20 protein-coding genes and 2 tRNA genes are annotated in these 20,034 nt (G+C 60.3%); 13 read left to right on the top strand and 9 right to left on the bottom strand.

The genetic code is table 11. The annotated features are described in order from the left end of the window. Window positions 1-2 precede the first annotated feature (2 nt). The 6 genes from ispC to rpsB form a co-directional block, all read right to left on the bottom strand. Entirely contained in the window at window positions 3-1,199 is a 1,197-nt protein-coding gene (gene ispC, locus Q1W40_RS14475; protein WP_300713260.1) for a 1-deoxy-D-xylulose-5-phosphate reductoisomerase, read from the bottom strand. Between the two features lie 10 nt (window positions 1,200-1,209). Beyond that, window positions 1,210-2,058: a phosphatidate cytidylyltransferase gene (locus Q1W40_RS14470; protein WP_300713258.1), complete on the bottom strand. Its 849-nt coding sequence runs from the start codon at window positions 2,056-2,058 to the stop codon at window positions 1,210-1,212. A gap of 73 nt (window positions 2,059-2,131) precedes the next feature. Then, window positions 2,132-2,692, bottom strand: a complete 561-nt coding sequence (frr, locus tag Q1W40_RS14465) for a ribosome recycling factor (protein ID WP_300713256.1) — start codon at window positions 2,690-2,692, stop codon at window positions 2,132-2,134. A gap of 24 nt (window positions 2,693-2,716) precedes the next feature. Further along, entirely contained in the window at window positions 2,717-3,439 is a 723-nt protein-coding gene (gene pyrH / locus Q1W40_RS14460) for a UMP kinase (protein WP_300713254.1), read from the bottom strand. 53 nt (window positions 3,440-3,492) lie between these two features. Continuing rightward, window positions 3,493-4,386 carry a translation elongation factor Ts gene (tsf, locus tag Q1W40_RS14455; RefSeq protein ID WP_300713252.1) on the bottom strand — a complete coding sequence of 298 codons (894 nt, stop codon included), beginning with the start codon at window positions 4,384-4,386 and terminating at the stop codon, window positions 3,493-3,495. A gap of 78 nt (window positions 4,387-4,464) precedes the next feature. Further along, window positions 4,465-5,214 carry a 30S ribosomal protein S2 gene (gene rpsB, locus Q1W40_RS14450; protein ID WP_300713250.1) on the bottom strand — a complete coding sequence of 250 codons (750 nt, stop codon included), beginning with the start codon at window positions 5,212-5,214 and terminating at the stop codon, window positions 4,465-4,467. Between the two features lie 206 nt (window positions 5,215-5,420). On the opposite strand from rpsB, the gene Q1W40_RS14445 reads away from it, so the two are divergent. Beyond that, window positions 5,421-6,776: an amidase gene (locus Q1W40_RS14445; protein ID WP_300713248.1), complete on the top strand. Its 1,356-nt coding sequence runs from the start codon at window positions 5,421-5,423 to the stop codon at window positions 6,774-6,776. A 5-nt stretch (window positions 6,777-6,781) separates the two neighbouring features. Next, complete coding sequence (locus Q1W40_RS14440; RefSeq protein WP_300713246.1) at window positions 6,782-8,275, top strand: NAD(P)H-hydrate dehydratase; 1,494 nt, start codon at window positions 6,782-6,784, stop codon at window positions 8,273-8,275. Window positions 8,276-8,335: 60 nt separating this feature from the next. Here Q1W40_RS14440 and rnr read toward each other — a convergent pair whose 3' ends face one another. Next, on the bottom strand, window positions 8,336-10,618 hold the full coding sequence (gene rnr, locus Q1W40_RS14435; protein ID WP_300713245.1) for a ribonuclease R: 2,283 nt from the start codon (window positions 10,616-10,618) through the stop codon (window positions 8,336-8,338). A gap of 51 nt (window positions 10,619-10,669) precedes the next feature. On the opposite strand from rnr, the gene Q1W40_RS14430 reads away from it, so the two are divergent. Together Q1W40_RS14430 and Q1W40_RS14425 are read left to right on the top strand one after the other, a co-directional pair. Further along, window positions 10,670-10,754: transfer RNA gene (locus Q1W40_RS14430), tRNA-Leu, on the top strand. A 155-nt stretch (window positions 10,755-10,909) separates the two neighbouring features. Then, window positions 10,910-10,994 (top strand) — tRNA-Leu (locus Q1W40_RS14425). Between the two features lie 156 nt (window positions 10,995-11,150). On the opposite strand, the gene rimO is transcribed toward Q1W40_RS14425, so the two are convergent. Beyond that, window positions 11,151-12,548, bottom strand: a complete 1,398-nt coding sequence (gene rimO, locus Q1W40_RS14420; RefSeq protein WP_300713243.1) for a 30S ribosomal protein S12 methylthiotransferase RimO — start codon at window positions 12,546-12,548, stop codon at window positions 11,151-11,153. A 54-nt stretch (window positions 12,549-12,602) separates the two neighbouring features. Next, complete coding sequence (gene phaR, locus Q1W40_RS14415) at window positions 12,603-13,157, bottom strand: polyhydroxyalkanoate synthesis repressor PhaR (protein ID WP_300713311.1); 555 nt, start codon at window positions 13,155-13,157, stop codon at window positions 12,603-12,605. Window positions 13,158-13,368: 211 nt separating this feature from the next. Here phaR and Q1W40_RS14410 point away from each other — a divergent pair, with 211 nt between their 5' ends. From Q1W40_RS14410 to tolA, 9 genes are read left to right on the top strand one after another with little or no spacing between them, the layout of a single operon-like run. Next, window positions 13,369-14,007: a riboflavin synthase gene (locus tag Q1W40_RS14410; RefSeq protein WP_300713241.1), complete on the top strand. Its 639-nt coding sequence runs from the start codon at window positions 13,369-13,371 to the stop codon at window positions 14,005-14,007. After that, the gene (ribBA, locus tag Q1W40_RS14405; protein ID WP_300713239.1) at window positions 14,004-15,131 is read left to right on the top strand and encodes a bifunctional 3,4-dihydroxy-2-butanone-4-phosphate synthase/GTP cyclohydrolase II; all 1,128 of its coding nucleotides are present in this window, start codon (window positions 14,004-14,006) and stop codon (window positions 15,129-15,131) included. Before Q1W40_RS14410 ends, ribBA begins: the two co-directional genes overlap by 4 nt. A 2-nt stretch (window positions 15,132-15,133) precedes the next feature. After that, window positions 15,134-15,640: a 6,7-dimethyl-8-ribityllumazine synthase gene (ribH, locus tag Q1W40_RS14400; protein ID WP_300713237.1), complete on the top strand. Its 507-nt coding sequence runs from the start codon at window positions 15,134-15,136 to the stop codon at window positions 15,638-15,640. Continuing rightward, window positions 15,640-16,161, top strand: a complete 522-nt coding sequence (gene nusB, locus Q1W40_RS14395) for a transcription antitermination factor NusB (protein WP_300713235.1) — start codon at window positions 15,640-15,642, stop codon at window positions 16,159-16,161. Before ribH ends, nusB begins: the two co-directional genes overlap by 1 nt. Before the next feature lie 40 nt (window positions 16,162-16,201). Beyond that, window positions 16,202-17,389, top strand: coding sequence for a pyridoxal phosphate-dependent aminotransferase (locus Q1W40_RS14390; RefSeq protein WP_300713233.1), 1,188 nt, complete (start codon window positions 16,202-16,204; stop codon window positions 17,387-17,389). A 5-nt stretch (window positions 17,390-17,394) separates the two neighbouring features. After that, window positions 17,395-17,814 (top strand): YbgC/FadM family acyl-CoA thioesterase, encoded by a 420-nt coding sequence (locus Q1W40_RS14385; protein WP_300713309.1) that lies wholly within the window; start codon window positions 17,395-17,397, stop codon window positions 17,812-17,814. Continuing rightward, window positions 17,811-18,515, top strand: coding sequence for a protein TolQ (gene tolQ / locus Q1W40_RS14380; protein WP_300713231.1), 705 nt, complete (start codon window positions 17,811-17,813; stop codon window positions 18,513-18,515). The genes Q1W40_RS14385 and tolQ overlap by 4 nt, the downstream gene beginning before the upstream one ends. A 12-nt stretch (window positions 18,516-18,527) precedes the next feature. Beyond that, complete coding sequence (locus tag Q1W40_RS14375; RefSeq protein ID WP_300713230.1) at window positions 18,528-18,947, top strand: ExbD/TolR family protein; 420 nt, start codon at window positions 18,528-18,530, stop codon at window positions 18,945-18,947. Window positions 18,948-18,969: 22 nt separating this feature from the next. Next, window positions 18,970-19,956, top strand: coding sequence for a cell envelope integrity protein TolA (gene tolA / locus Q1W40_RS14370; RefSeq protein WP_300713228.1), 987 nt, complete (start codon window positions 18,970-18,972; stop codon window positions 19,954-19,956). Window positions 19,957-20,034 lie beyond the last annotated feature (78 nt).

Genomic DNA, 20,034 nt, shown 5'->3' with positions numbered 1-20,034 from the left:
TGTTAAGCAGCCAATCTCAATACGATGGATCGGGCCATTTCACGACCTTGACGATCAAGCGTCATCAAATCTTGCAAATCCTTCGGCGCAGGACAACTCAGCTCATCCAGCGTCGCCCGGTTCACCACGTGGATCTGATCAAAGCGAATTTGCCGACTCAAAAAAGCATCGACCGCGATTTCATTGGCCGCATTGAGCAAGGCACAGGTGCCAGGTGCGCCATTGAGCGTCTCCCACGCCAGCTGGATGCCTGGAAAACGCCGCGGATGGCCATGCCCGTCCATGGCTTCAAAAGTCATGGCCGCCAAAGCGTGAAAATCCAAAGCTGAGGCGCCTGAGGTCATGCGCTCAGGCCAGCTCAAACCGTAAGCAATGGGCACACGCATGTCTGGCGTGCCCAACTGAGCGACCACCGAATTGTCCTTGTACTGAACCATCGAGTGGATCACGCTCTGGGGATGGATGACCACTTCGAGTTGATCCGGGGACATGCCGAACAAATAACGCGCCTCGATCACCTCCAGCGCCTTGTTCATCATGGTCGCGGAATCCACCGAAATTTTGCGCCCCATGACCCAATTGGGGTGCGCACAAGCCTGTTCGGGCGTCACCTCCCTGAGGGTGGCAGGATCACGTCCACGAAACGGCCCCCCTGAAGCCGTCAGGATGATCTTGTGCACACGACGCTGCCAGGTTGTGGGGTCTTCGGGCAGGGACTGAAAAATGGCCGAATGCTCACTGTCGATGGGCAGCAGCGTTGCCCCACCCTCGCGCACAGCCGACAAGAAGACCTCGCCCCCCACCACCAGGGCTTCTTTGTTGGCCAGCAACAATCGCTTGCCCGCACGTGCTGCAGCCAAACAAGGTGACAAACCTGCTGCGCCCACAATGGCCGCCATCACCGCATCGACTTCAGGCGCACACGACACCTCATCGAGGGCCTGAGCGCCCCACCGCACCTCCACGGGCAAGCCTTCGGCCTTGACCCGATCTGCCAGCAAACGCCCAGCGTCCTCACGGACCATCACGGCGATTTGAGGTTTGAACTGCGCGCACTGAGCCAGCATGAGGTCCACTTGGCTGGAAGCCGTGAGGGCATAGACCGAAAACTGTTCGGGATGACGTGCCAAAACGTCCAGGGTGCTGGTCCCGATGGAACCGGTAGAACCCAAAATGGTGATGCTTTGCTTATTGTTCATCGATCGCCCTTCAAATCCAGGTCACCAACATCATGGCCAATGGCAAGGTGGGCAGCAAAGCATCGACACGGTCCAGCACGCCGCCATGTCCAGGCAACAAACCCGAGCTGTCCTTCATGCCCGCGCTGCGTTTGACCAGCGACTCCACCAGATCACCCACCACACTCATGGCGCACATGAACAGCAGAGCGGGCCAAGCCACCCAGGCGCCTTTGGCAAACAGCAAGGAATAAAAGCTCTGACTGGGAAGCGCCCAACGGCGATCGACTTCGGCCCAAACCAGTGCCACCAGCATCACCCCCAGCATGCCGCCAAACACACCTTCCCAGCTTTTGCCAGGACTGATGCTGGGCGCCAATTTCACGCCCACCAGACGCCCCCCAAAAGCACGCCCAAAGAAATAGGCGAACACATCAGCCGCCCACACCAGGACCAACACCGACAACAAGAAATTCACACCGCGCTGATGGGCTTGCGCCATGGCCAACCAAGCGATGACCAAGAGGCACAAACCAACCACCCAACGCAAGGTCTTCGGCCACAAGGCCCATGCCGCAACACCACGGCCAATCACCCAAGCGCCCAACAAGACCCAACCCGCGCCTGCCAGCAACCAAACCCGCGGAGGACTCGCCTGTACCCAGCCCCAGCGCTGCGCCAGACCACACAAGGCCAGCGCAATGAGCGCCCCCACCCATGACCACAGCGGTCCCATGGCATTCAAGCGGCCCCACTCCCATGCCCCAGCAGCGATCAACACCACCGTCAAAGCCAAGAAGGGCCAGGGATTGACCGCAAACAAGGCGGGCAGCAACAAGGCCAGCAAGACCAGTGCAGTGATGACTCTTTGCTTGAGCATGCGTTCTCCAGAAAAAAAGGCCGCCAAAGGGCGGCCATTCAGACCGTGGATGGCCACGGCATTGTTCGCAAACTCAGACCGCCATGATCTCTTGTTCTTTGGCGGCCACCAACTGATCGATCTCGGTCATGCGCTTGTCGGTCAATTTTTGCACATCGGCTTCGGCACGCTTTTGATCGTCTTCCGAAGCCAGTTTGTCCTTGACCAGCTTCTTGACCGATTCGTTGGCATCGCGGCGCAAATTGCGGATGGCGATCTTGCCGTTCTCGCCTTCGGTGCGGGCCAGTTTGGTCATTTCCTTGCGGCGCTCTTCGCTCATGGGCGGCATTGGCACACGGATCAGATCGCCCATGGAGGCGGGGTTCAAGCCCAATTCGCTTTCGCGGATGGCTTTTTCGATCTTGGCACCCATGCCTTTTTCCCAAGGCTGCACACTGATCGTGCGCGCATCCATCAAGGACACGTTGGCCACTTGTGACAAGGGCACAGGCGATCCGTAGTAATCCACGTGGATCGTGTCCAGCAAAGCCGGATTGGCACGGCCCGTGCGGATTTTGGTCAGGTTGTTCTTGAACGCCGCGATGGACTGCTCCATCTTGGTTTCGGTTGTTTTCTTGATGTCAGCAATCGTCATGGGGTTCTCCTCGTCAGAACAGGATCAAGCATAAACCAGTGTGCCTTCGTCTTCGCCCATCACCACGCGCTTCAAAGCGCCGTTCTTGATGATTGAAAACACCTTGATGGGCAGCTTCTGGTCGCGGCACAAGGCAAACGCGGTGGCATCCATGATGCCCAGGTTGCGCGAAATGGCTTCGTCAAAACTGATTTTGCTGTAACGGGTGGCCGAAGCATCCTTCTTGGGATCGGCGGTGTACACGCCATCGACCTTGGTGGCTTTGAGCACCATTTCGGCCCCGATTTCCGCGCCACGCAAAGCAGCGGCTGTATCGGTCGTGAAGAAAGGGTTGCCGGTACCGGCCGCAAACACCACCACTTTGCCCTCTTCCAGGTACTGCAAAGCTTTGGGTCGCACATAAGGCTCGACCACTTGGTCAATGCCGATGGCCGACATGACACGCGCGGTCAAACCGGCCTTGTCCATGGCATCGGCCAGGGCCAAGGAGTTCATCACCGTGGCCAGCATGCCCATGTAATCGGCTGTGGCACGGTCCATGCCGACAGCACCACCGGCAACGCCGCGAAAAATGTTGCCGCCACCGATCACCACCGCCACCTGAACGCCAAGTCGGGTGACTTCGGCAATTTCTTCGGACATGCGGACGATGGTGGCGCGGTTGATACCGAACGCATCATCCCCCATCAGGGCCTCGCCGGACAGCTTGAGCAAGATGCGCTTAAAGGCTGGCTTGGCTTCGGACATGATGGACTCCTTCAATATGGAAACAAACGATGGGATGACGAGGTGAAAGCAACTTAAGCAGCCGCTTGAGCTGCAGCCACTTGGGCAGCCACTTCAGCAGCGAAGTCGTCGACCTTCTTCTCGATGCCTTCGCCCACAACGTACAAAGTGAAAGCGCTCACTGTGGTGCCGGCCGCTTTGAGCATTTGCTCAACGGTTTGCTTGTCGTTCTTGACGAAAGACTGGTTGAACAAAGACACTTCTTTGAGGTACTTTTGCACCGAGCCTTCGACCATCTTGGTTGCGATGTCGGCAGGCTTGCCCGACTCGACAGCCTTGGCAGCAGCAACTGAGCGCTCTTTTTCGATCAATTCGGCAGGCACTTCGGCGCTGGTCAAAGACACAGGCTTCATGGCGGCCACGTGCATGGCGACGTCTTTGGCAGCGGTTTCGTCACCTTCGTACTCGACCAACACGCCGATGCGGGTGCCGTGCAAATAGTTGGCGATCTTGGCTGCGCCAGCGGCACGCTTGAAGCGGCGGAAGCTCATGTTCTCGCCGATCTTGCCGATCAGGCCCTTGCGCACTTCTTCCAGGGTGGGGCCAAAACCGTCCTGGCTGTAAGGCAGAGCGCCCAAAGCAGCGATGTCGGCAGGGTTGTGCTCAGCCACCAGCTTGGCAGCGGCGTTGGCCAAAGCCAGGAAGCTGTCGTTCTTGGTCACGAAGTCGGTTTCGCAGTTGACTTCGATCATGGCGCCTGTGGTGCCACTCACGAAGCTGGTCACCACGCCTTCGGCGGTCACACGCGAAGCGGCCTTGCCAGCCTTGGTGCCCAGCTTGACGCGCAGCAACTCTTCCGCTTTGGCCATGTCGCCTTCGGCTTCGGTCAGGGCTTTTTTGCACTCCATCATGGGGGCGTCGGTTTTTGCGCGCAGTTCAGCGACCATGCTTGCGGTAATTGCAGCCATTTGATTTCTCCGTATTCAGTCTAAAAGTCAGATTAAAAAAAAGGGGCCACAAAGCCCCTTTCATCGAGTCTTGGGAACTCAGGCAGAAGCGTTGGCTTCTTCGACGAATTCGTCAGCGCCTTCGGTCACGGCCTTGACCACGTCGTTGACCGCATTGGCACGGCCTTCGATGATCGCGTCAGCGATACCACGGGCGTACAAAGCCACGGCCTTGGCCGAGTCGTCGTTGCCGGGGATGATGTAGTCGATGCCTTCGGGCGAGTGGTTGGAGTCCACCACACCGATCAATGGGATGCCCAATTTCTTGGCTTCGGCGATGGCAATCTTGTGGTAGCCCACGTCGATCACGAAGATCGCATCAGGCAAAGTGGCCATGTCCTGGATACCACCGATGTCTTTTTCGAGCTTTTCGATCTCGCGCTTGAACATCAGTTGTTCTTTTTTGCTCAGGCTGTCGAGGCCGACTTCTTGCTGAGCCTTCATGTCCTTCAGACGCTTGATCGAGGTCTTGACGGTTTTGAAGTTGGTCAGCATGCCGCCCAACCAGCGCTGGTCGACGAAAGGCACGCCAGCGCGCTGGGCTTCTGCAGCCACCAGCTCACGGGCTTGGCGCTTGGTGCCCACCATCAAAATGGTGCCGCGGTTGGCAGACAGCTGCTTGGCGAATTTGATCGCGTCCTGGAACATCGGCAGCGATTTTTCCAGGTTGATGATGTGGATTTTGTTGCGGTGGCCGAAGATGAAGGGGGCCATCTTGGGGTTCCAGAAGCGGGTTTGGTGACCGAAGTGGACACCGGCTTCCAGCATTTCGCGCATGGTAACGGACATAAAGTACTCCAAAGGTTGTGTCTTAAATCCAGCCCACTGATCACGCCAACGAGTCGGCGCAACACCTTGATGGGGCGGGTTTGCGGATGTGCTCTGACAACTCGGCCGATCTGCCCTTTGGATAAGCTACCCAAGAGACAGCCATCGCGCTGTACAAAGCCTTAGGATTATAGCATCCTGACACCTCCTGGACACAGCCGCCTTCTATGAAAAAAGACCTGATCGCCACCCGTCAAGCCATTTTGAGTGGCGAAATCCATCCGCAAAGCGTGGCCGAAGCCTGTTTGGACATCGCGCAAGGGGCGCAATGCCGCGACGCCTTCTTGCTGCTGACCCCTGAAACGCTGGAGCAAACGGCCAGTCAGGTCGTCATCCAGACCCGTCCTTTGGCCGGTCTTGCGGTCTCGGTCAAGGACTTGTTTGATGTGCAAGGGCAACTCACCGCCGCCGGATCGGTGGTTTTGCGCGATCAGCCGCTGGCACAAAAGGATGCGCAAGCCGTGGCGCGCTTGCGCGCTGCTGGGGCTGGCTTGATCGGACGCACCAACATGGTCGAATTCGCCTTCTCTGGCGTGGGTATCAACCCGCACCACGGCACCCCTGCTGCCTGGGATGCCTTGACCGACACAGCTGCTGGCGATGCCCAAGACCCGAGGGTGCCAGGCGGCTCCAGCTCTGGCGCAGCCGTTTCCGTGGCCACTGGCGCGGCCTTCATCGGCCTGGGGTCGGATACCGGCGGCTCCATCCGCATTCCGGCGGCACTCAACGGCATCGTGGGTTTCAAGAACACGGCCCGATGGGTCCCCACACAAGGCGCCCTGCCCTTGTCCACCACACTGGACACCGTCTGCGCCATGACACGCACGGTGCGCGACACCATCCTGGCACACGAAATCCTGTCGGGCCGCCGGGTACCCCAAACCGACAAGCCTTTGTCGAGCTACAGGCTTGCGGTGGTTCGAGACTTCATGCAAGACAGCATGGACGCCCCGGTGAGCCGAGCCTTTGAGCGCAGCTTGCAAACACTGCGTGCGGCAGGCGCTCAAATTGAAGAAATCGCTTTACCCGAGCTGCTTGAAATCGGCCCCATGATGCGCACCGGCGGTTTCAGCCCAGCGGAAAGCTACGCTTGGCACCGGCAACACCTGGCCCAAAACGCTGAACTTTACGACCCACGGGTGGCACAACGCATCCGCATTGGCGCAGGCATGATGGCCCACGAATACATCGACCTGCTGCATGCCCGCGCCGATTGGATACAGCGGGTCGAAGCCGCCTTGCGCCAGCACGATGCCGTGCTCTCCCCCACCACCCCCATCGTGGCGCCACTTTTGCGCGATGTAGCACCGGGGCCAGAACGCGATGCCGAATTCTTCCGGGTCAACAGCCTGTTGTTGCGCAACACCGCCGCCGTCAATACGCTGGATGGCTGCGGCATCAGTCTGCCCTGCCACGCCCCGGGTGAACTGCCCGTGGGCCTGATGGCCTGGCACGGTGCCATGCACGACGACACCATCCTTCAACTGGCCTTGCTGCTCGAGCCCCTGCTTCAAAAAACCTGAACACCATGCAACGCTTGGCCCCCACCTCCAACTGGCCTGTTTTTCAGCGCGACCCGCTGAAAACTCTGGAGCGGCAACTTCAGGCCCGCAGTCCTGCGCCCTTGATGCAAGCTGCAGGGCTGTCCGCTGCACAACTGGCCCTTGCCGTGGCCCCGCATGCCCAGCGCATTTGGGTCGCAGCTGGTCCCGGCAACAACGGAGGCGATGGACTGGAGGCGGCCCTGCAATTGCACTTGGCAGGCAAAACGGTGCGGGTCAGCCTGCTGATCGACCGGGACCAACAAGCCGCCGATGCACAAGCGGCACTGGCCAGAGCCCTGCAAGCAGGGCTCACGGTACAAACCGAGATACCCCACGACTGGATCGCAGGCATGTGTCCGCAAGACCTGTGCATCGACGCCTTGTTGGGTTTGGGCGCGTCCCGGCCACTGAGCCCTCAAATCCAGGCCTGGGTCGACGCCATCAACCAGTCCCGGGCACAAGTTCTGGCGCTGGATTTACCGACAGGGTTGGATGCGCAGTCTGGCCAACTTCTGGGCGCTGATGCACAGACACCTTCGCGGGCCGTACGAGCCCATCACACACTGACTTTTGTTGCGGCCAAACCGGGACTGTTCATGGGTCATGGCCGGGATCTGTGCGGAGAGATCTGGCTGGAAAGTCTCGACTCAGCTGCCAAAGAGCCCGTCCGCCTTCGGCCGCAGGCTTGGCTCAACACGCCTGGCGAACAAGGCCACAAGACCCACGCCAGCCACAAGGGCAGTCACGGCGATGTTGCCGTCATCGGCGGCGAACCGATGACCCTGCATGGCATGGGCATGAGCGGCGCGGCTGTATTGGCCGCTACGGCCGCGCTTCACGCAGGCGCTGGCCGCGTGATGCTCAGTCTGCTGGGTGAGTCCACCGTGTCGGTGCCACCGGATCTGATGCAACGCCCCTGGACGCAACTGGACCTGGAAAAACTGCATGTCGTGTGTGGCTGCGGTGGCGGACAAGCCATCCAGCCCCTCCTGGCCGAAGTTCTGGCACGCAGCGCCCAACTGGTGCTGGACGCCGATGGGCTGAACGCTGTGGCACAAGACGAATCACTGGCCAAGGCCTTGCGCGGCCGAGGCCTGCGACAGACCACCGTGATCACGCCGCACCCCCTGGAAGCGGCAAGGCTTTTGAAAACCGATACCGCGAGCATCCAAAACAATCGCCTACAAGCGGCTCGAGATCTAGCGGCATTGTTCGATTGTGTTGTGGTGCTCAAAGGCTCAGGCAGCGTGATCGCAGCACCCGGGCAGACCCCGCGCATCAACACCACCGGCAACGGCAAATTGGCCATCGGTGGCACGGGCGATGTGCTGGCCGGTCTCATTGGCACTCGCATGGCACAAAGCCTGAGCGCCTTTGATGCCGCTTGCGCCGCTGTGCACCAACACGGCCAAGCGGCGGATGACTGGCCTGCAGGCCAGTCGCTCACGGCCAGCCAACTGGCGCAGGCCTTGTACTGAAGCACGCCATGCAAAACGGCCATGCACCCCAGTGCATGGCCGCTTCAGGTCATCATCGGCTCAACGGCGCGATTTGCTGGTCCGAGGGCCCTTCTTCTTGGCGCTGGTTTTCTTGGCAGAAGCTTTTTGGACCGAAGCTTTGAGCGCCTGAATCGGCGAGCGGTTGCGCTCCGCATCGGCCATGCGGCGGTCTGCGGCGCGATCGCCTCGGGCAGGCCCACCCTGCTTTTTGCCATGCACGCCTTCAGGAGAGCTTGGTGCCGACAACCCTTTGTCGCGCATGGCGCGCGGCAGCAAATCATCACCGGGGTGCACCAAACGGAAGTCGATCTTGCGACCATCCAGATCCACCCGACTGACCTGCACCTGCACCCGCGTGCCAATGGCATAGCGGATACCCGTGCGCTCTCCGCGCAGCTCCTGACGCAGCTCGTCAAAGCGGAAATACTCACCGCCCAGCTCAGTGATGTGCACCAGACCCTCCACATACAGGGCGTCCAAGGTCACAAAAATACCGAAGCTGGTCGCAGCAGACACGACACCGCCGTATTCCTCACCCAAATGCTCGCGCATGTATTTGCACTTGAGCCAGGCTTCCACGTCGCGGCTGGCTTCGTCGGCTCGGCGCTCGTTGGCGCTGCAATGCAGACCGGCGGCCTCCCAGGCTTGCTGGTCGGCGGCCGACATGCGCACGCGAGGGGCATTCGCGTCAGAAGCGCCTTTAGCGGCCTTGTTTTTTTCCAGCCGCTTGGTCAGCTTGGCATGCGCCTCGCCTGGCACCGGCAATTGGGGCAACTGGTATTTGCGACCCAACAAGATGGACTTGATGACCCTGTGCACCAGCAAATCCGGATAACGCCGGATCGGGCTGGTGAAGTGGGTGTAGGCCTCGTAGGCCAAGCCAAAGTGACCACTGTTCACCGGCGTATAGATGGCCTGCTGCATGGAGCGCAGCAGCATGGTGTGGATCTGCTGCGCATCCGGGCGGTCCTTGGTCGCTTGCGCGATTTTCTGGAACTCAGCGGTGTGCGGGTCGTCGCTGATGCTCATACCCAACCCCAAGGCCTTGAGGTAATTGCGCAGGATGTCTTTTTTCTCGGCCGTGGGGCCTTCGTGCACGCGGAACAAACCGGGGTGCTTGCCCTGCTGGATGAAGTCGGCGCTGCAGACGTTGGCCGCCAACATGGCTTCCTCAATCAAACGGTGCGCTTCGTTGCGCACGCGCGGCACGATCTTCTCAATGCGGCCACTTTCATCACACACGATTTGCGTTTCGGTGGTTTCAAAGTCTACTGCACCGCGCACTGCACGCGAGGCCAGCAAGGCACGGTACACGTCCTGCAGGTTCATCAGGTCGGTCACGCGCTCCTTGCGTTTGGCCGCTTCCGGTCCGCGGGTGTTGGCCAAAATGGCCGCGACTTCGGTGTAGGTGAAGCGCGCATGGCTGTGCATCACCGCCGGGTAAAACTGGTAGGCATGCACATCGCCCTTGGCGTTGACCAGCATGTCGCAGACCATGCACAAGCGGTCCACATCCGGGTTCAGCGAACACAAGCCGTTGGACAATTTTTCGGGCAGCATCGGGATGACACGACGCGGGAAATACACGCTGGTGGCACGGTCGTAGGCATCGATGTCGATGTCGCTGCCCGTTTGCACATAGTGGCTCACGTCGGCAATCGCCACCAACAAACGCCAGCCCTTGCCGCGACCGACTTTGGCCGGTTCGCAATAGACAGCGTCGTCAAAGTCGCGGGCATCTTCACCATCGATGGTGACCAAGGGCACATCGCGCAGATCCACCCGGTCCTTGCGATCCTTGGCCAGCACTTTGTCGGGCAGCCCCTTGGCCTGCTCCAAACACCCCGCCGAGAATTCATGCGGTACGCTGTATTTGCGCACGGCAATTTCAATCTCCATGCCGGGATCATCGATCTCGCCAAGCACTTCCTTCACACGACCCACTGGCTGCCCGAACAAAGCGGGCGGCTCGGTCAGCTCGACCACCACCACCTGGCCCGGCTTGGCCGTGCCCGTAGCCCCTTTGGGAATCATCACGTCCTGGCCGTAGCGCTTGTCTTCCGGCGCCACCAACCACAAACCACCTTCTTGCAGCAAGCGGCCAATGATGGGCTGCTCTGGACGCTCCGTGATTTCGACGATGCGCCCTTCGGGTCGCCCTTTGCGGTCCTGGCGCACGATGCGCACCTTGACGCGGTCACGGTGCAGCACCGCCCGCATCTCATTGGGCGACAGGTAGATGTCTGACTCGCCGTTGTCACGAATCAGGAAGCCATGGCCGTCGCGGTGCCCTTGCACCTGGCCTTCGATTTCATCCAGCATCCCGCTGGTTGGAGCTACTTTTTTAATATACAATCCTTTGATTCCTGAGATGCCCAGATGGCGGAATTGGTAGACGCACTAGTTTCAGGTACTAGCGAGTAACATCGTGGAGGTTCGAGTCCTCTTCTGGGCACCATCTTAAACAAACACAAACCCATATCTGCCGATGAACGCAAGTCATCGGCTTTTTTGTTTTTGCGTCTGACTGTTGCCGCGATAAATTTGCACTTTTCTTCACGTCCAGCCCGAAGAGACGATGTGGATGCCCTATAATTCAAAGCTTCCTGAGATGCCCAGATGGCGGAATTGGTAGACGCACTAGTTTCAGGTACTAGCGAGTAACATCGTGGAGGTTCGAGTCCTCTTCTGGGCACCAATCTTATCGAATCAGATAAGTTCAAAACACAACAAGCCGTTGATTTCTGATCAACGGCTTTTTTGTTGCTTGAAACACTTGTCTCGGCACTCGAACCGTGCAACGCATGGCGCACGCGGACCGCCCGAAGGCTGGCCAGCGATGCACCGCAGCGCATCAAACCGGCACCCCCACCAGGTCGTGGCCTTCCACGCTGACGATGCGGGCGCGGGTGAATTCGCCCACCTTGAGGGTTTTGCTCATTTTCTCGGGCGGCAACAAACGCACCACACCATCGATTTCGGGCGCATCGCCAAAGCTGCGCCCCACCCCGCCACGACGACCCATGGCCGGGGCGCTGTCCACCAGCACCTGCATGGTCGCGCCCACGCGCTGGTGCAAGCGGGCAATCGACACCTCTTCGGCCACCGCCATGAAGCGGGCGCGGCGCTCTTCGCGCAAAGCCTCGGGCAGCATGCCGGGCAAATCGTTGGCTGTGGCACCCTTGACCGGGCTGTAGGCAAAACACCCCGCGCGGTCAATCTGCGCTTCGCGCAAAAAGCCCAGCAGGTGCTCGAATTCTTCTTCAGTCTCGCCCGGGAAACCGGCAATGAAGGTGCTGCGGATGACCAGCTCGGGGCACAGTTCGCGCCAGCGCTGGATGCGCTCCAGATTTTTCTCGCCGCTGGCCGGGCGTTTCATGCGGCGCAGCACATCGGGGTGGCTGTGCTGAAACGGCACATCCAGATAAGGCAAGACCAGGCCCTCGGCCATCAAGGGGATGATGTCGTCCACGCTGGGGTACGGGTACACATAGTGCAGACGAACCCAGGCATCGTGCTCGCGGGCCATCTCGCCCAAAGCGCGCACCAGCTCCAGCATGCGGGTCTTGATCGGCTTGCCATCCCAAAAACCGGTGCGGTATTTCACGTCCACGCCATAGGCAGAAGTGTCCTGGCTGATGACCAGCAACTCCTTCACACCGCCTTCGAACAAGGCCTTGGCTTCCTTGAGCACATCGCCAATTGGGCGCGAAACCAGGTCGCCCCGCATCGAGGGGATGATGCAGAAGGTGCAGCGGTGGTTACAGCCTTCGCTGATTTTCAAATACGCATAGTGGCGCGGCGTGAGCTTGAGCCCCGCCTCGCCAAAACCGCCGGGCACCAAATCGAGAAACGGATCGTGCGGTTTGGGCAAATGGGTGTGCACCGCGTCCATCACTTCTTGCGTGGCATGTGGGCCGGTCACGGCCAGCACGCTGGGATGCAACTCGCGGACCATGTTGCCGCCGCCCTCGCCCATCTTGGCCCCCAGGCAACCGGTCACGATCACTTTGCCGTTTTCATTCAGGGCTTCGGCAATCGTGTCCAGGCTTTCCTGGATGGCATCGTCGATGAAGCCGCAGGTGTTGACGATGACCAGGTCAGCGCCTTCAAAAGTTTTGGAAGTTTGGTAACCCTCGGCGCTCAATTGCGTCAGGATCAGTTCGGAATCGGTCAGCGCTTTGGGGCAGCCGAGGCTCACAAAACCCACTTTGGGGATCGGGAGGGGGGCAGTTGCAGTCATTTCACTCATGCCCCCATTGTCCCCGCAAAAACGAAGGCTTGTGACACAAGGGCATCCAAGACCTCATGAAGTCCTTAAACCCATAGCGCCCAATAACTGCTCGGTGTTATTCTGAATCTGCTTTTGCATCTGGTCTTGCATCTGGGCCATGACGCTCTGCGACGGATTGGCCAAGCCGGAAAACATGTTTTGCATCAGTGGCGTCTGCCACTGCATGAACTGCGCCCAGACTTCGGGGCTCAAGGCAGGACTGGTCTCACCAAGTTTGCTTTGCCAGTCCATGAAAGACTGGACATGACTTTCCAGATAAGAGCCCATATGCCCCTGCATGGCATGGCCATAAAAACGGATGATGTTGGACAACACCGCTTCGCTGAACATCGGCACCCCTGCCGACTCTTCTTCCAGAATGATCTGCAGCAAGATGGAGCGCGTCAGGTCTTCGCCCGTTTTGGCATCCACCACCACCAAAGGCGAAGCCACCATCACCAGCTTCTTAATCTCCGACAGCGTCACGTAAGTGGAAGTCTGCGTGTCGTACAAGCGGCGATTGGGATACTTTTTGATCTTCCGGACGCTGCCATGATCAGTCGTTGTGCCCGATGGCGCTGACTTGATCGACTTGACTGAGGGCTTGACCGGCAATGAAAACTCCTGATGACTGGCAATGCATTGCAAATCTGCTGCAATGCACCATTTTAGGCACACAGCCAGCAGGCTCAAGCCTTGGTTAACCCTGATCTGGCATAGTCAGTACACCTCCAGCTTCCGTGCGCTTTTTTGTCGCTGCCATCCGTTTCACCTTCATTACCTGCGAAAATACACCGCTATGTTTACCGGAATCATCACCGGCGTGGGGCGAATCGTCGCCATTCACGACCTGGGTCGCTCTTTACACCATGGCAAGCGCCTCACCATCGAGGCCCCCGCCGGGTACCTCGACGATGTGGGCTTGGGCGACAGCATCGCCCTCAACGGCGCTTGCATGACCGTCACCACCTTCCACTCCGAGAGCCGTCAATTCACGATCGACATCTCGGCCGAATCGCTGGACAAGACCAGCGGTCTCGACCAAGAAGGCACCGTCAACCTGGAAAAAGCGCTGCGCGCCCACGACCGTCTGGGCGGACACATCGTGTCCGGTCACGTCGACGGTGTAGGCCAAATCAGCCATTTCGAGCAAATTGGCGAAAGCTGGGAGCTGCGCATCCTGGCGCCTCATGCGCTGGCCAAATACCTCGCCTACAAAGGCTCCATCACGGTCAATGGCGTGAGCCTGACGGTGAACAAAGTGGCCGATTTGGCGCAAGGCTGTGAAATCAGCATCAACCTGATCCCGCACACCGTTGAAAACACCGCCCTCGGTAGCCTCAAAGCAGGCAGCCGGGTCAACCTCGAAATCGACACCGTGGCCAGATATGTTGAGCGCATGCTCAGCGCTGGCCTGATCCAGAAAGACACCACATGAACGCCCCCGCGACACTGACCCCCGTGGCGATCTCGCCCGTCGAAGAGATCGTGGCCGAGATGAAAGCCGGTCGCATCGTGATCCTGGTCGATGAAGAAGACCGCGAAAACGAAGGCGATCTGGTGCTCGCGTCTGACCACGTCACGCCCGAAGCCATCAACTTCATGGCCCGCTTTGGTCGGGGCCTGATTTGCCTGACCCTCACCCGTGAGCGCTGCGAATTTTTGAAGCTCCCGCCCATGGCGGCGCGCAACGGCACCGTCTACAGCACAGCCTTCACCGTCTCCATCGAGGCGGCCGAAGGCGTGACCACCGGCATATCCGCCGCCGACCGCGCCAAGACCGTGCAAGTGGCTGTGGCGCGCAACACCCAGCCCACCGACCTGGTGCAGCCCGGCCACATCTTCCCGCTGCAAGCGGTGGATGGCGGCGTGCTCATGCGCGCAGGGCACACAGAAGCCGGTTGCGACTTGGCCGCCATGGCCGGTTGCAGCGCATCGTCCGTGATCTGCGAGATCATGAAAGACGACGGCACCATGGCCCGTCTGCCTGATCTGCAAATTTTCGCTGCCGAGCACGGCCTCAAAATCGGCACCATCGCCGACCTGATCCAATACCGCAGCCGCAACGAATCGCTGGTCGAGCGCATCGGCAGCCGCACGCTGCAAACTGCCCACGGCGAATTCACCGCCCACGCGTTTCGCGACCAACCCAGCCAGACCGTGCACCTGGCGCTGGTCAAAGGCCAATGGTCCGCAGACGCCGAAGTGCCCGTGCGTGTGCACGAGCCGCTGTCGGTGCTGGACGCCCTTGAAGTCAACCGCTCCATGCACTCCTGGAGCCTGGACACCAGCTTGCAATACCTGAACGCCCAGGGCTGCGGCGTGGCCGTGCTGCTCAACTGCGGCGAATCGGCAGACCAATTGTTGGCCCAATTTGAAGGCCGCGCCCGCTCGGCACAAGCGCCCGAGCGCGGCAAGATGGACCTGCGTACTTATGGCGTGGGCGCGCAAATCTTGCGCGAGTGCGGCGTGCACAAAATGAAACTCATGGGCCAACCCCGCCGCATGCCCAGCATGACCGGCTACGGCCTCGAAATCACCGGCTACATCCCCAAGGAATGAACATGCTCGAAGCGAACAAAGGCACAGAACAAGAACTGGACGGGCAATTCCTGCACATCGGCATCGTGCAAGCCCGTTTCAACGAAGACATCACCAACGCCTTGGCCAAAGCCTGCATCGAAGAACTCGAAACCCTGGGCGTGACCAGCATTGACCACGTCATGGTGCCCGGCGCCCTGGAAGTGCCAGTGGCCCTGCAAGCCATGGCCGAGCGCGCCGAATACGATGCGCTCATCGCTTTGGGTTGCATCATCCGTGGCGAGACCTACCACTTTGAGCTGGTGGCCAACGAATCCGGTGCCGGCGTGAGCCGCGTGTCGCTCGACTACAACCTGCCCATTGCCAACGCGATTTTGACCACCGAAAACCTGGAACAAGCCATCGTGCGCCAGACCGAAAAAGGCCGCGATGCGGCCCGCGTGGCGGTCGAGATGGCCTGCATCATGGACGACCTGTCGGCCGACATGGCCGAGCTGGCCGACGAGTTGGACGACGAAGAGAACACCTGATGACCGAAGCCACCCCCACACCGGGCAACACCGACGCAGGCCAAAAGCCTGCTGCTGGTACGCGCAAATCCTCCGCCAAGCCCGCCCGCAGCCGCTCGCGTGAATTCGCGCTGCAAGCGCTTTACCAACATCTGGTGGGCCGCAACGAAGCGGCTGACATCGATGTCTTCACACGCGACTTGTCGGGTTTTCACAAAGCCGATTCGGCCCATTACGACGCCCTGCTGTACGGCTGTGTCGAACAGGCCCAGGCACTGGACGCCTTGATCGCGCCCAAGCTGGACCGCAGCTTTGCCGAAATCTCCCCCGTCGAGCGGGCCATCATGTGGATCGGCGTCTACGAAATGCAGCACTGCCTCGACGTGCCTTGGCGCGTAGTGCTCAACGAATGCATCGAACTGGCCAAGGACTTTGGCGGCACCGACGGCCACAAATATGTGAACGCCGTGCTGAACGGCCTGGCGCCCGAGCTGCGCAGCGCCGAGGTGCAGGCCGACCGCCAATCCGGCCGCGCCAAATAAACCCCACATCCCAGAAGCAAACCCCAAGACCCCAGACCCCATGCGCATCTCTGAGCGAGCCGAGCGGATCGAGCCCTTTTGGGTGATGGAGGTGGCCAAGGCCGCTTCGCAAAAAGCCCGCGAGGTCGCACACACCGACCGGCCTGTGGTGTTCCTGAACATCGGCGAGCCCGATTTCACCGCCCCGCCCCGGGTGCAACAAGCCGCACAGGCGGTTATCCAATCCGGCCACACCCAATACACCCCCGCACTGGGCCTGGACGCCCTGCGGCAAGCCATCAGCGGCTGGTACGCGCAGCGCTTTGGCGTGCAGGTGCCCGCCAGCCGCATCGTGGTCACCGCAGGCGCATCGGCGGCTTTGCAATTGGCCTGCCTGGCACTGATCGACCGGGGCGATGAAATCCTCATGCCCGACCCGAGCTACCCCTGCAACCGCCACTTCGTGAGCGCGGCTGAGGGCACGGCGGTCTTGCTGCCCACCACGGCCGAAGAGCGCTTTCAGTTGAGCGCCGCCAAAGTGGCCGCTGCATGGGGCCCCAAAACCCGTGGTGTTTTGCTGGCGTCGCCCTCCAATCCCACGGGGACGTCCATTGACCCGGCTGAGCTGGCCCGAATCATCGACGTGGTGCGCAGCCACGGCGGCATCACCCTGATCGACGAGATTTATCTGGGCCTGAGCCACGACGACCAGTTCGGCCAAAGCGCCCTGGCCCTGGGCGACGACGTCATCAGCATCAACAGCTTCAGCAAATACTTCAACATGACCGGCTGGCGCCTGGGCTGGCTGGTGGTGCCCGAGCAGCTCACGCCCGTGCTGGAGCGCCTGGCGCAGAACCTGTTCATCTGTGCCAGCACCGTGGCGCAGCAAGCAGCCCTGGCCTGCTTTGAGCCCGAGAGCCTGGCCGAATACGAACGCCGCCGCGCCGAGTTCAAGGCACGCCGTGACTACTTCATTCCGGCGCTGAACGAGCTGGGGCTGACGGTGCCTGTGGCAGCCGATGGTGCTTTTTATGCCTGGGCCGACTGCTACGCCGCCTGCCAGAAGCTGGGCTTGAAGGACAGCTGGGAATTCGCCTTTGCCGCGCTCGAGCATGCCCATGTGGCCATCACGCCCGGGCGCGACTTTGGCACCGACCAGACGGCACGCTTTGTGCGCTTTTCCACCGCCAATTCGATGGCCGAATTGCAAACAGCCATTGCACGCCTGAAAGCCTGGTTGAAACCATGAGCGACATGACACCCTTTCAGTTCCCGATCCGCATCTATTGGGAAGACACCGATGCCGGCGGCATCGTGTTCTATGCCAATTACCTGAAGTTTTTTGAACGGGCACGCACCGAATGGCTGCGCGCATTGGGCTTTGGTCAACAGGTGCTGCGCGACGAATCGGGCGGCATGTTCGTGGTGAGTGAAACCGCCGTCAAATACCATTCACCCGCCCGGCTGGACGACACCCTGGTGGTCACCGCCGAGCTGCAAGAGGCCGGTCGCGTCAGCCTCACCATTGCCCAGCGTGCGTATCTGCGTACGCCGGGCAAAACTCCAACTAACGACCGACTCCTGGCCGAAGGCACCATCCGCCTGGGCTGGGTGGACAGTAAAACTTTGAAACCGGGCCGCATTCCGGCCCCCGTTCTGGAAGCCCTGAAATGAACCAAGACATGTCCATCGTTTCCTTGTTGCTGCACGCCAGCTTCGTGGTGCAACTGGTGGTTGCCATCTTGCTGACCATCTCGGTCACCAGCTGGGCGGCCATCGCGCGCAAACTGTCCGCGCTCAAGCGCATCAAGAACCTCAACGAAGAATTCGAGCGGGTGTTCTGGTCGGGCACCAGCCTCAATGAACTGTTCAACGCCGCCACACAAAACGCCAAGATGGCCGGCCCCATGGAACGCATTTTTGCCAGCGGCATGCGCGAATACCAAAAACTGCGCGAGCGCCGCATCAGCGATGCAGGCACCTTGCTCGACGGTGCACGCCGCGCCATGCGGGCGAGCTTCCAGCGTGAGATGGATGTGGCCGAAGCCCAGCTGGCTTTCCTGGCCTCGGTCGGTTCGATCTCGCCCTATGTCGGCTTGTTCGGCACGGTGTGGGGCATCATGCACGCCTTCACCGGCTTGGCCAGCTTGCAACAAGTGACCTTGGCCACCGTGGCGCCCGGCATTGCCGAAGCCTTGGTCGCCACCGCCATCGGCCTGTTCGCTGCGATTCCGGCTGTGCTGGCCTACAACCGCTTCTCGCACGATGTGGACCGCATCGCCATCAAGATGGAAACCTTCATCGAAGAGTTCTCCAACATCCTGCAGCGCAGCCTGGGCTCAGCCGGTACCAGCAGCTCGGCGTCTGGCCACTGAAAGGAGCACCGCATGCCCGCCGTTTCATCCCGGGGTCGCGGACGCCGCACCATCGCTGAAATCAACATGGTGCCCTTCATCGACGTGATGCTGGTCTTGCTGATCATCTTCATGGTGACCGCCCCCATGATCACGCCCAGCATGGTGGACCTGCCCAGCGTGGGCAAAGCCGCCAAACAACCCGACAAGGTCATCCAGGTCGTGATTCAGAAAGACGAACGGCTCGAGCTGGTCAGCGAGGGCAAAACCGACAGCGCCACCCTGAGCAGCGTGGCAGCCAGCGTCAAAAACCTGATCGGTCAAGACGGCAACACCGCTGTCGTCATCAGTGCCGACCGCACGGTGAAATACGAAACCGTGGTCAAGGTCATGGACAGCCTGCAACGCGCTGGCGTTGCACGCGTGGGCTTGTCTGTGCAGTTGGCCCCTTGAGGTCTGAATGAGGAATTCGGCTGTGAGCCAACGCCCCGCACCGCACCTGGAGTTTGCACCGCCCGTACCGGAGGGGCGTCAGCGTTCGCTGGTGATCGCGATCGCAGCGCATGCAGCCCTCTTCCTGGCCCTGGCCTTGGCCACCCAGTGGCGCACCCAACCCCAAGTCGTACAAGCTGAAGCCGAGCTGTGGTCGGCCACGCCGCAAGCGGCAGCGCCGCGCTTGCAAGAGCCGCCACCTGCACCGCAACCCGAACCCGAGCCCCCTAAACCTGAACCCAAGCCTGAACCGAAGGCCAAACCCACGCCGCCGCCCGCGCCCGATCCGGAGATCGAGCGCCGCGATGCGCAGATAGCGCTCGAAAAGAAAAAGCAGCTGGAGAAGAAAAAAGAAGCCGAGAAGCTGGAAAAAGAAAAAGCCGAGCTCAAGCGCAAAGAGCGTGAGAAAGAAGAAAAAGCCGCCAAAGAAAAGGCCGAGAAAGAGAAATTGGCCAAGGACAAGGCCGACAAAGAGAAAAAAGCACAGGAAGACAAAGCGCTTGAAAAGAAAAAGGCCGCCGAGAAAGCCGAGGCGGATGCCAAGAAACGCAAGCAAGACGATGCCAAAAAGGCGGCCGATGCCAAAGCCGATGCTGCCCGCATGGACGCCATGCGCAACGAAAACCTCAAGCGCATGCAAGGTCTGGCCGGTGCCTCAGGTGGTGAGAATGCCACCGGCAGCGCGCTCAAATCATCGGGCCCATCTTCCAGTTATGCCGGTCGCCTGGTCGGCCGCATCAAGCCCAACATCAGCTACCCGGGCGATGTGGCAGGCAACCCGCGTGCCGAGGTGGAAGTCAAGGTCAGCCCGGATGGCACCATTTTGAGCCGCCGCATTGTTCAAACGAGCGGTAACCGCGCCTGGGACGATGCTGTGTTGCGCGCGATCGACAAAACCGAAGTTTTCCCCAAGGACACCGATGGCCGCGTGCCCTCGGTCATTGTGTTGGGCTTCAGGCCGCAGGACTGAGCGGAACAACTGCCCGCCCTTGCGGCCGGACTTTTGCAGGCCGGTGGTCTGAACCCCAGCCCGGCCTTGGTCCCCCAC

The sequence above is a fragment of the Limnohabitans sp. genome (assembly GCF_030158565.1).
Lineage (GTDB): Bacteria > Pseudomonadota > Gammaproteobacteria > Burkholderiales > Burkholderiaceae_C > Limnohabitans_A.
Note: the sequence above shows the minus strand (reverse complement) of the source record. Positions and strands in the feature narration are given on the sequence as shown.

Excerpts from the sequence above, each read along its gene's own strand:
- ribBA (WP_300713239.1), top strand. The coding sequence starts at position 14,004 with ATGAACGCCCCCGCGACACTGACCCCCGTGGCGATCTCGCCCGTCGAA.
- ribH (WP_300713237.1), top strand. The coding sequence starts at position 15,134 with ATGCTCGAAGCGAACAAAGGCACAGAACAAGAACTGGACGGGCAATTC.
- frr (WP_300713256.1), bottom strand. The coding sequence starts at position 2,692 with ATGACGATTGCTGACATCAAGAAAACAACCGAAACCAAGATGGAGCAG.
- rpsB (WP_300713250.1), bottom strand. The coding sequence starts at position 5,214 with ATGTCCGTTACCATGCGCGAAATGCTGGAAGCCGGTGTCCACTTCGGT.
- Q1W40_RS14385 (WP_300713309.1), top strand. The coding sequence starts at position 17,395 with ATGACACCCTTTCAGTTCCCGATCCGCATCTATTGGGAAGACACCGAT.
- Q1W40_RS14470 (WP_300713258.1), bottom strand. The coding sequence starts at position 2,058 with ATGCTCAAGCAAAGAGTCATCACTGCACTGGTCTTGCTGGCCTTGTTG.
- Q1W40_RS14445 (WP_300713248.1), top strand. The coding sequence starts at position 5,421 with ATGAAAAAAGACCTGATCGCCACCCGTCAAGCCATTTTGAGTGGCGAA.
- tolQ (WP_300713231.1), top strand. The coding sequence starts at position 17,811 with ATGAACCAAGACATGTCCATCGTTTCCTTGTTGCTGCACGCCAGCTTC.
- nusB (WP_300713235.1), top strand. The coding sequence starts at position 15,640 with ATGACCGAAGCCACCCCCACACCGGGCAACACCGACGCAGGCCAAAAG.
- pyrH (WP_300713254.1), bottom strand. The coding sequence starts at position 3,439 with ATGTCCGAAGCCAAGCCAGCCTTTAAGCGCATCTTGCTCAAGCTGTCC.
- tsf (WP_300713252.1), bottom strand. The coding sequence starts at position 4,386 with ATGGCTGCAATTACCGCAAGCATGGTCGCTGAACTGCGCGCAAAAACC.
- ispC (WP_300713260.1), bottom strand. The coding sequence starts at position 1,199 with ATGAACAATAAGCAAAGCATCACCATTTTGGGTTCTACCGGTTCCATC.
- rnr (WP_300713245.1), bottom strand. The coding sequence starts at position 10,618 with ATGCTGGATGAAATCGAAGGCCAGGTGCAAGGGCACCGCGACGGCCAT.
- Q1W40_RS14440 (WP_300713246.1), top strand. The coding sequence starts at position 6,782 with ATGCAACGCTTGGCCCCCACCTCCAACTGGCCTGTTTTTCAGCGCGAC.
- Q1W40_RS14375 (WP_300713230.1), top strand. The coding sequence starts at position 18,528 with ATGCCCGCCGTTTCATCCCGGGGTCGCGGACGCCGCACCATCGCTGAA.
- Q1W40_RS14410 (WP_300713241.1), top strand. The coding sequence starts at position 13,369 with ATGTTTACCGGAATCATCACCGGCGTGGGGCGAATCGTCGCCATTCAC.
- Q1W40_RS14390 (WP_300713233.1), top strand. The coding sequence starts at position 16,202 with ATGCGCATCTCTGAGCGAGCCGAGCGGATCGAGCCCTTTTGGGTGATG.
- rimO (WP_300713243.1), bottom strand. The coding sequence starts at position 12,548 with ATGAGTGAAATGACTGCAACTGCCCCCCTCCCGATCCCCAAAGTGGGT.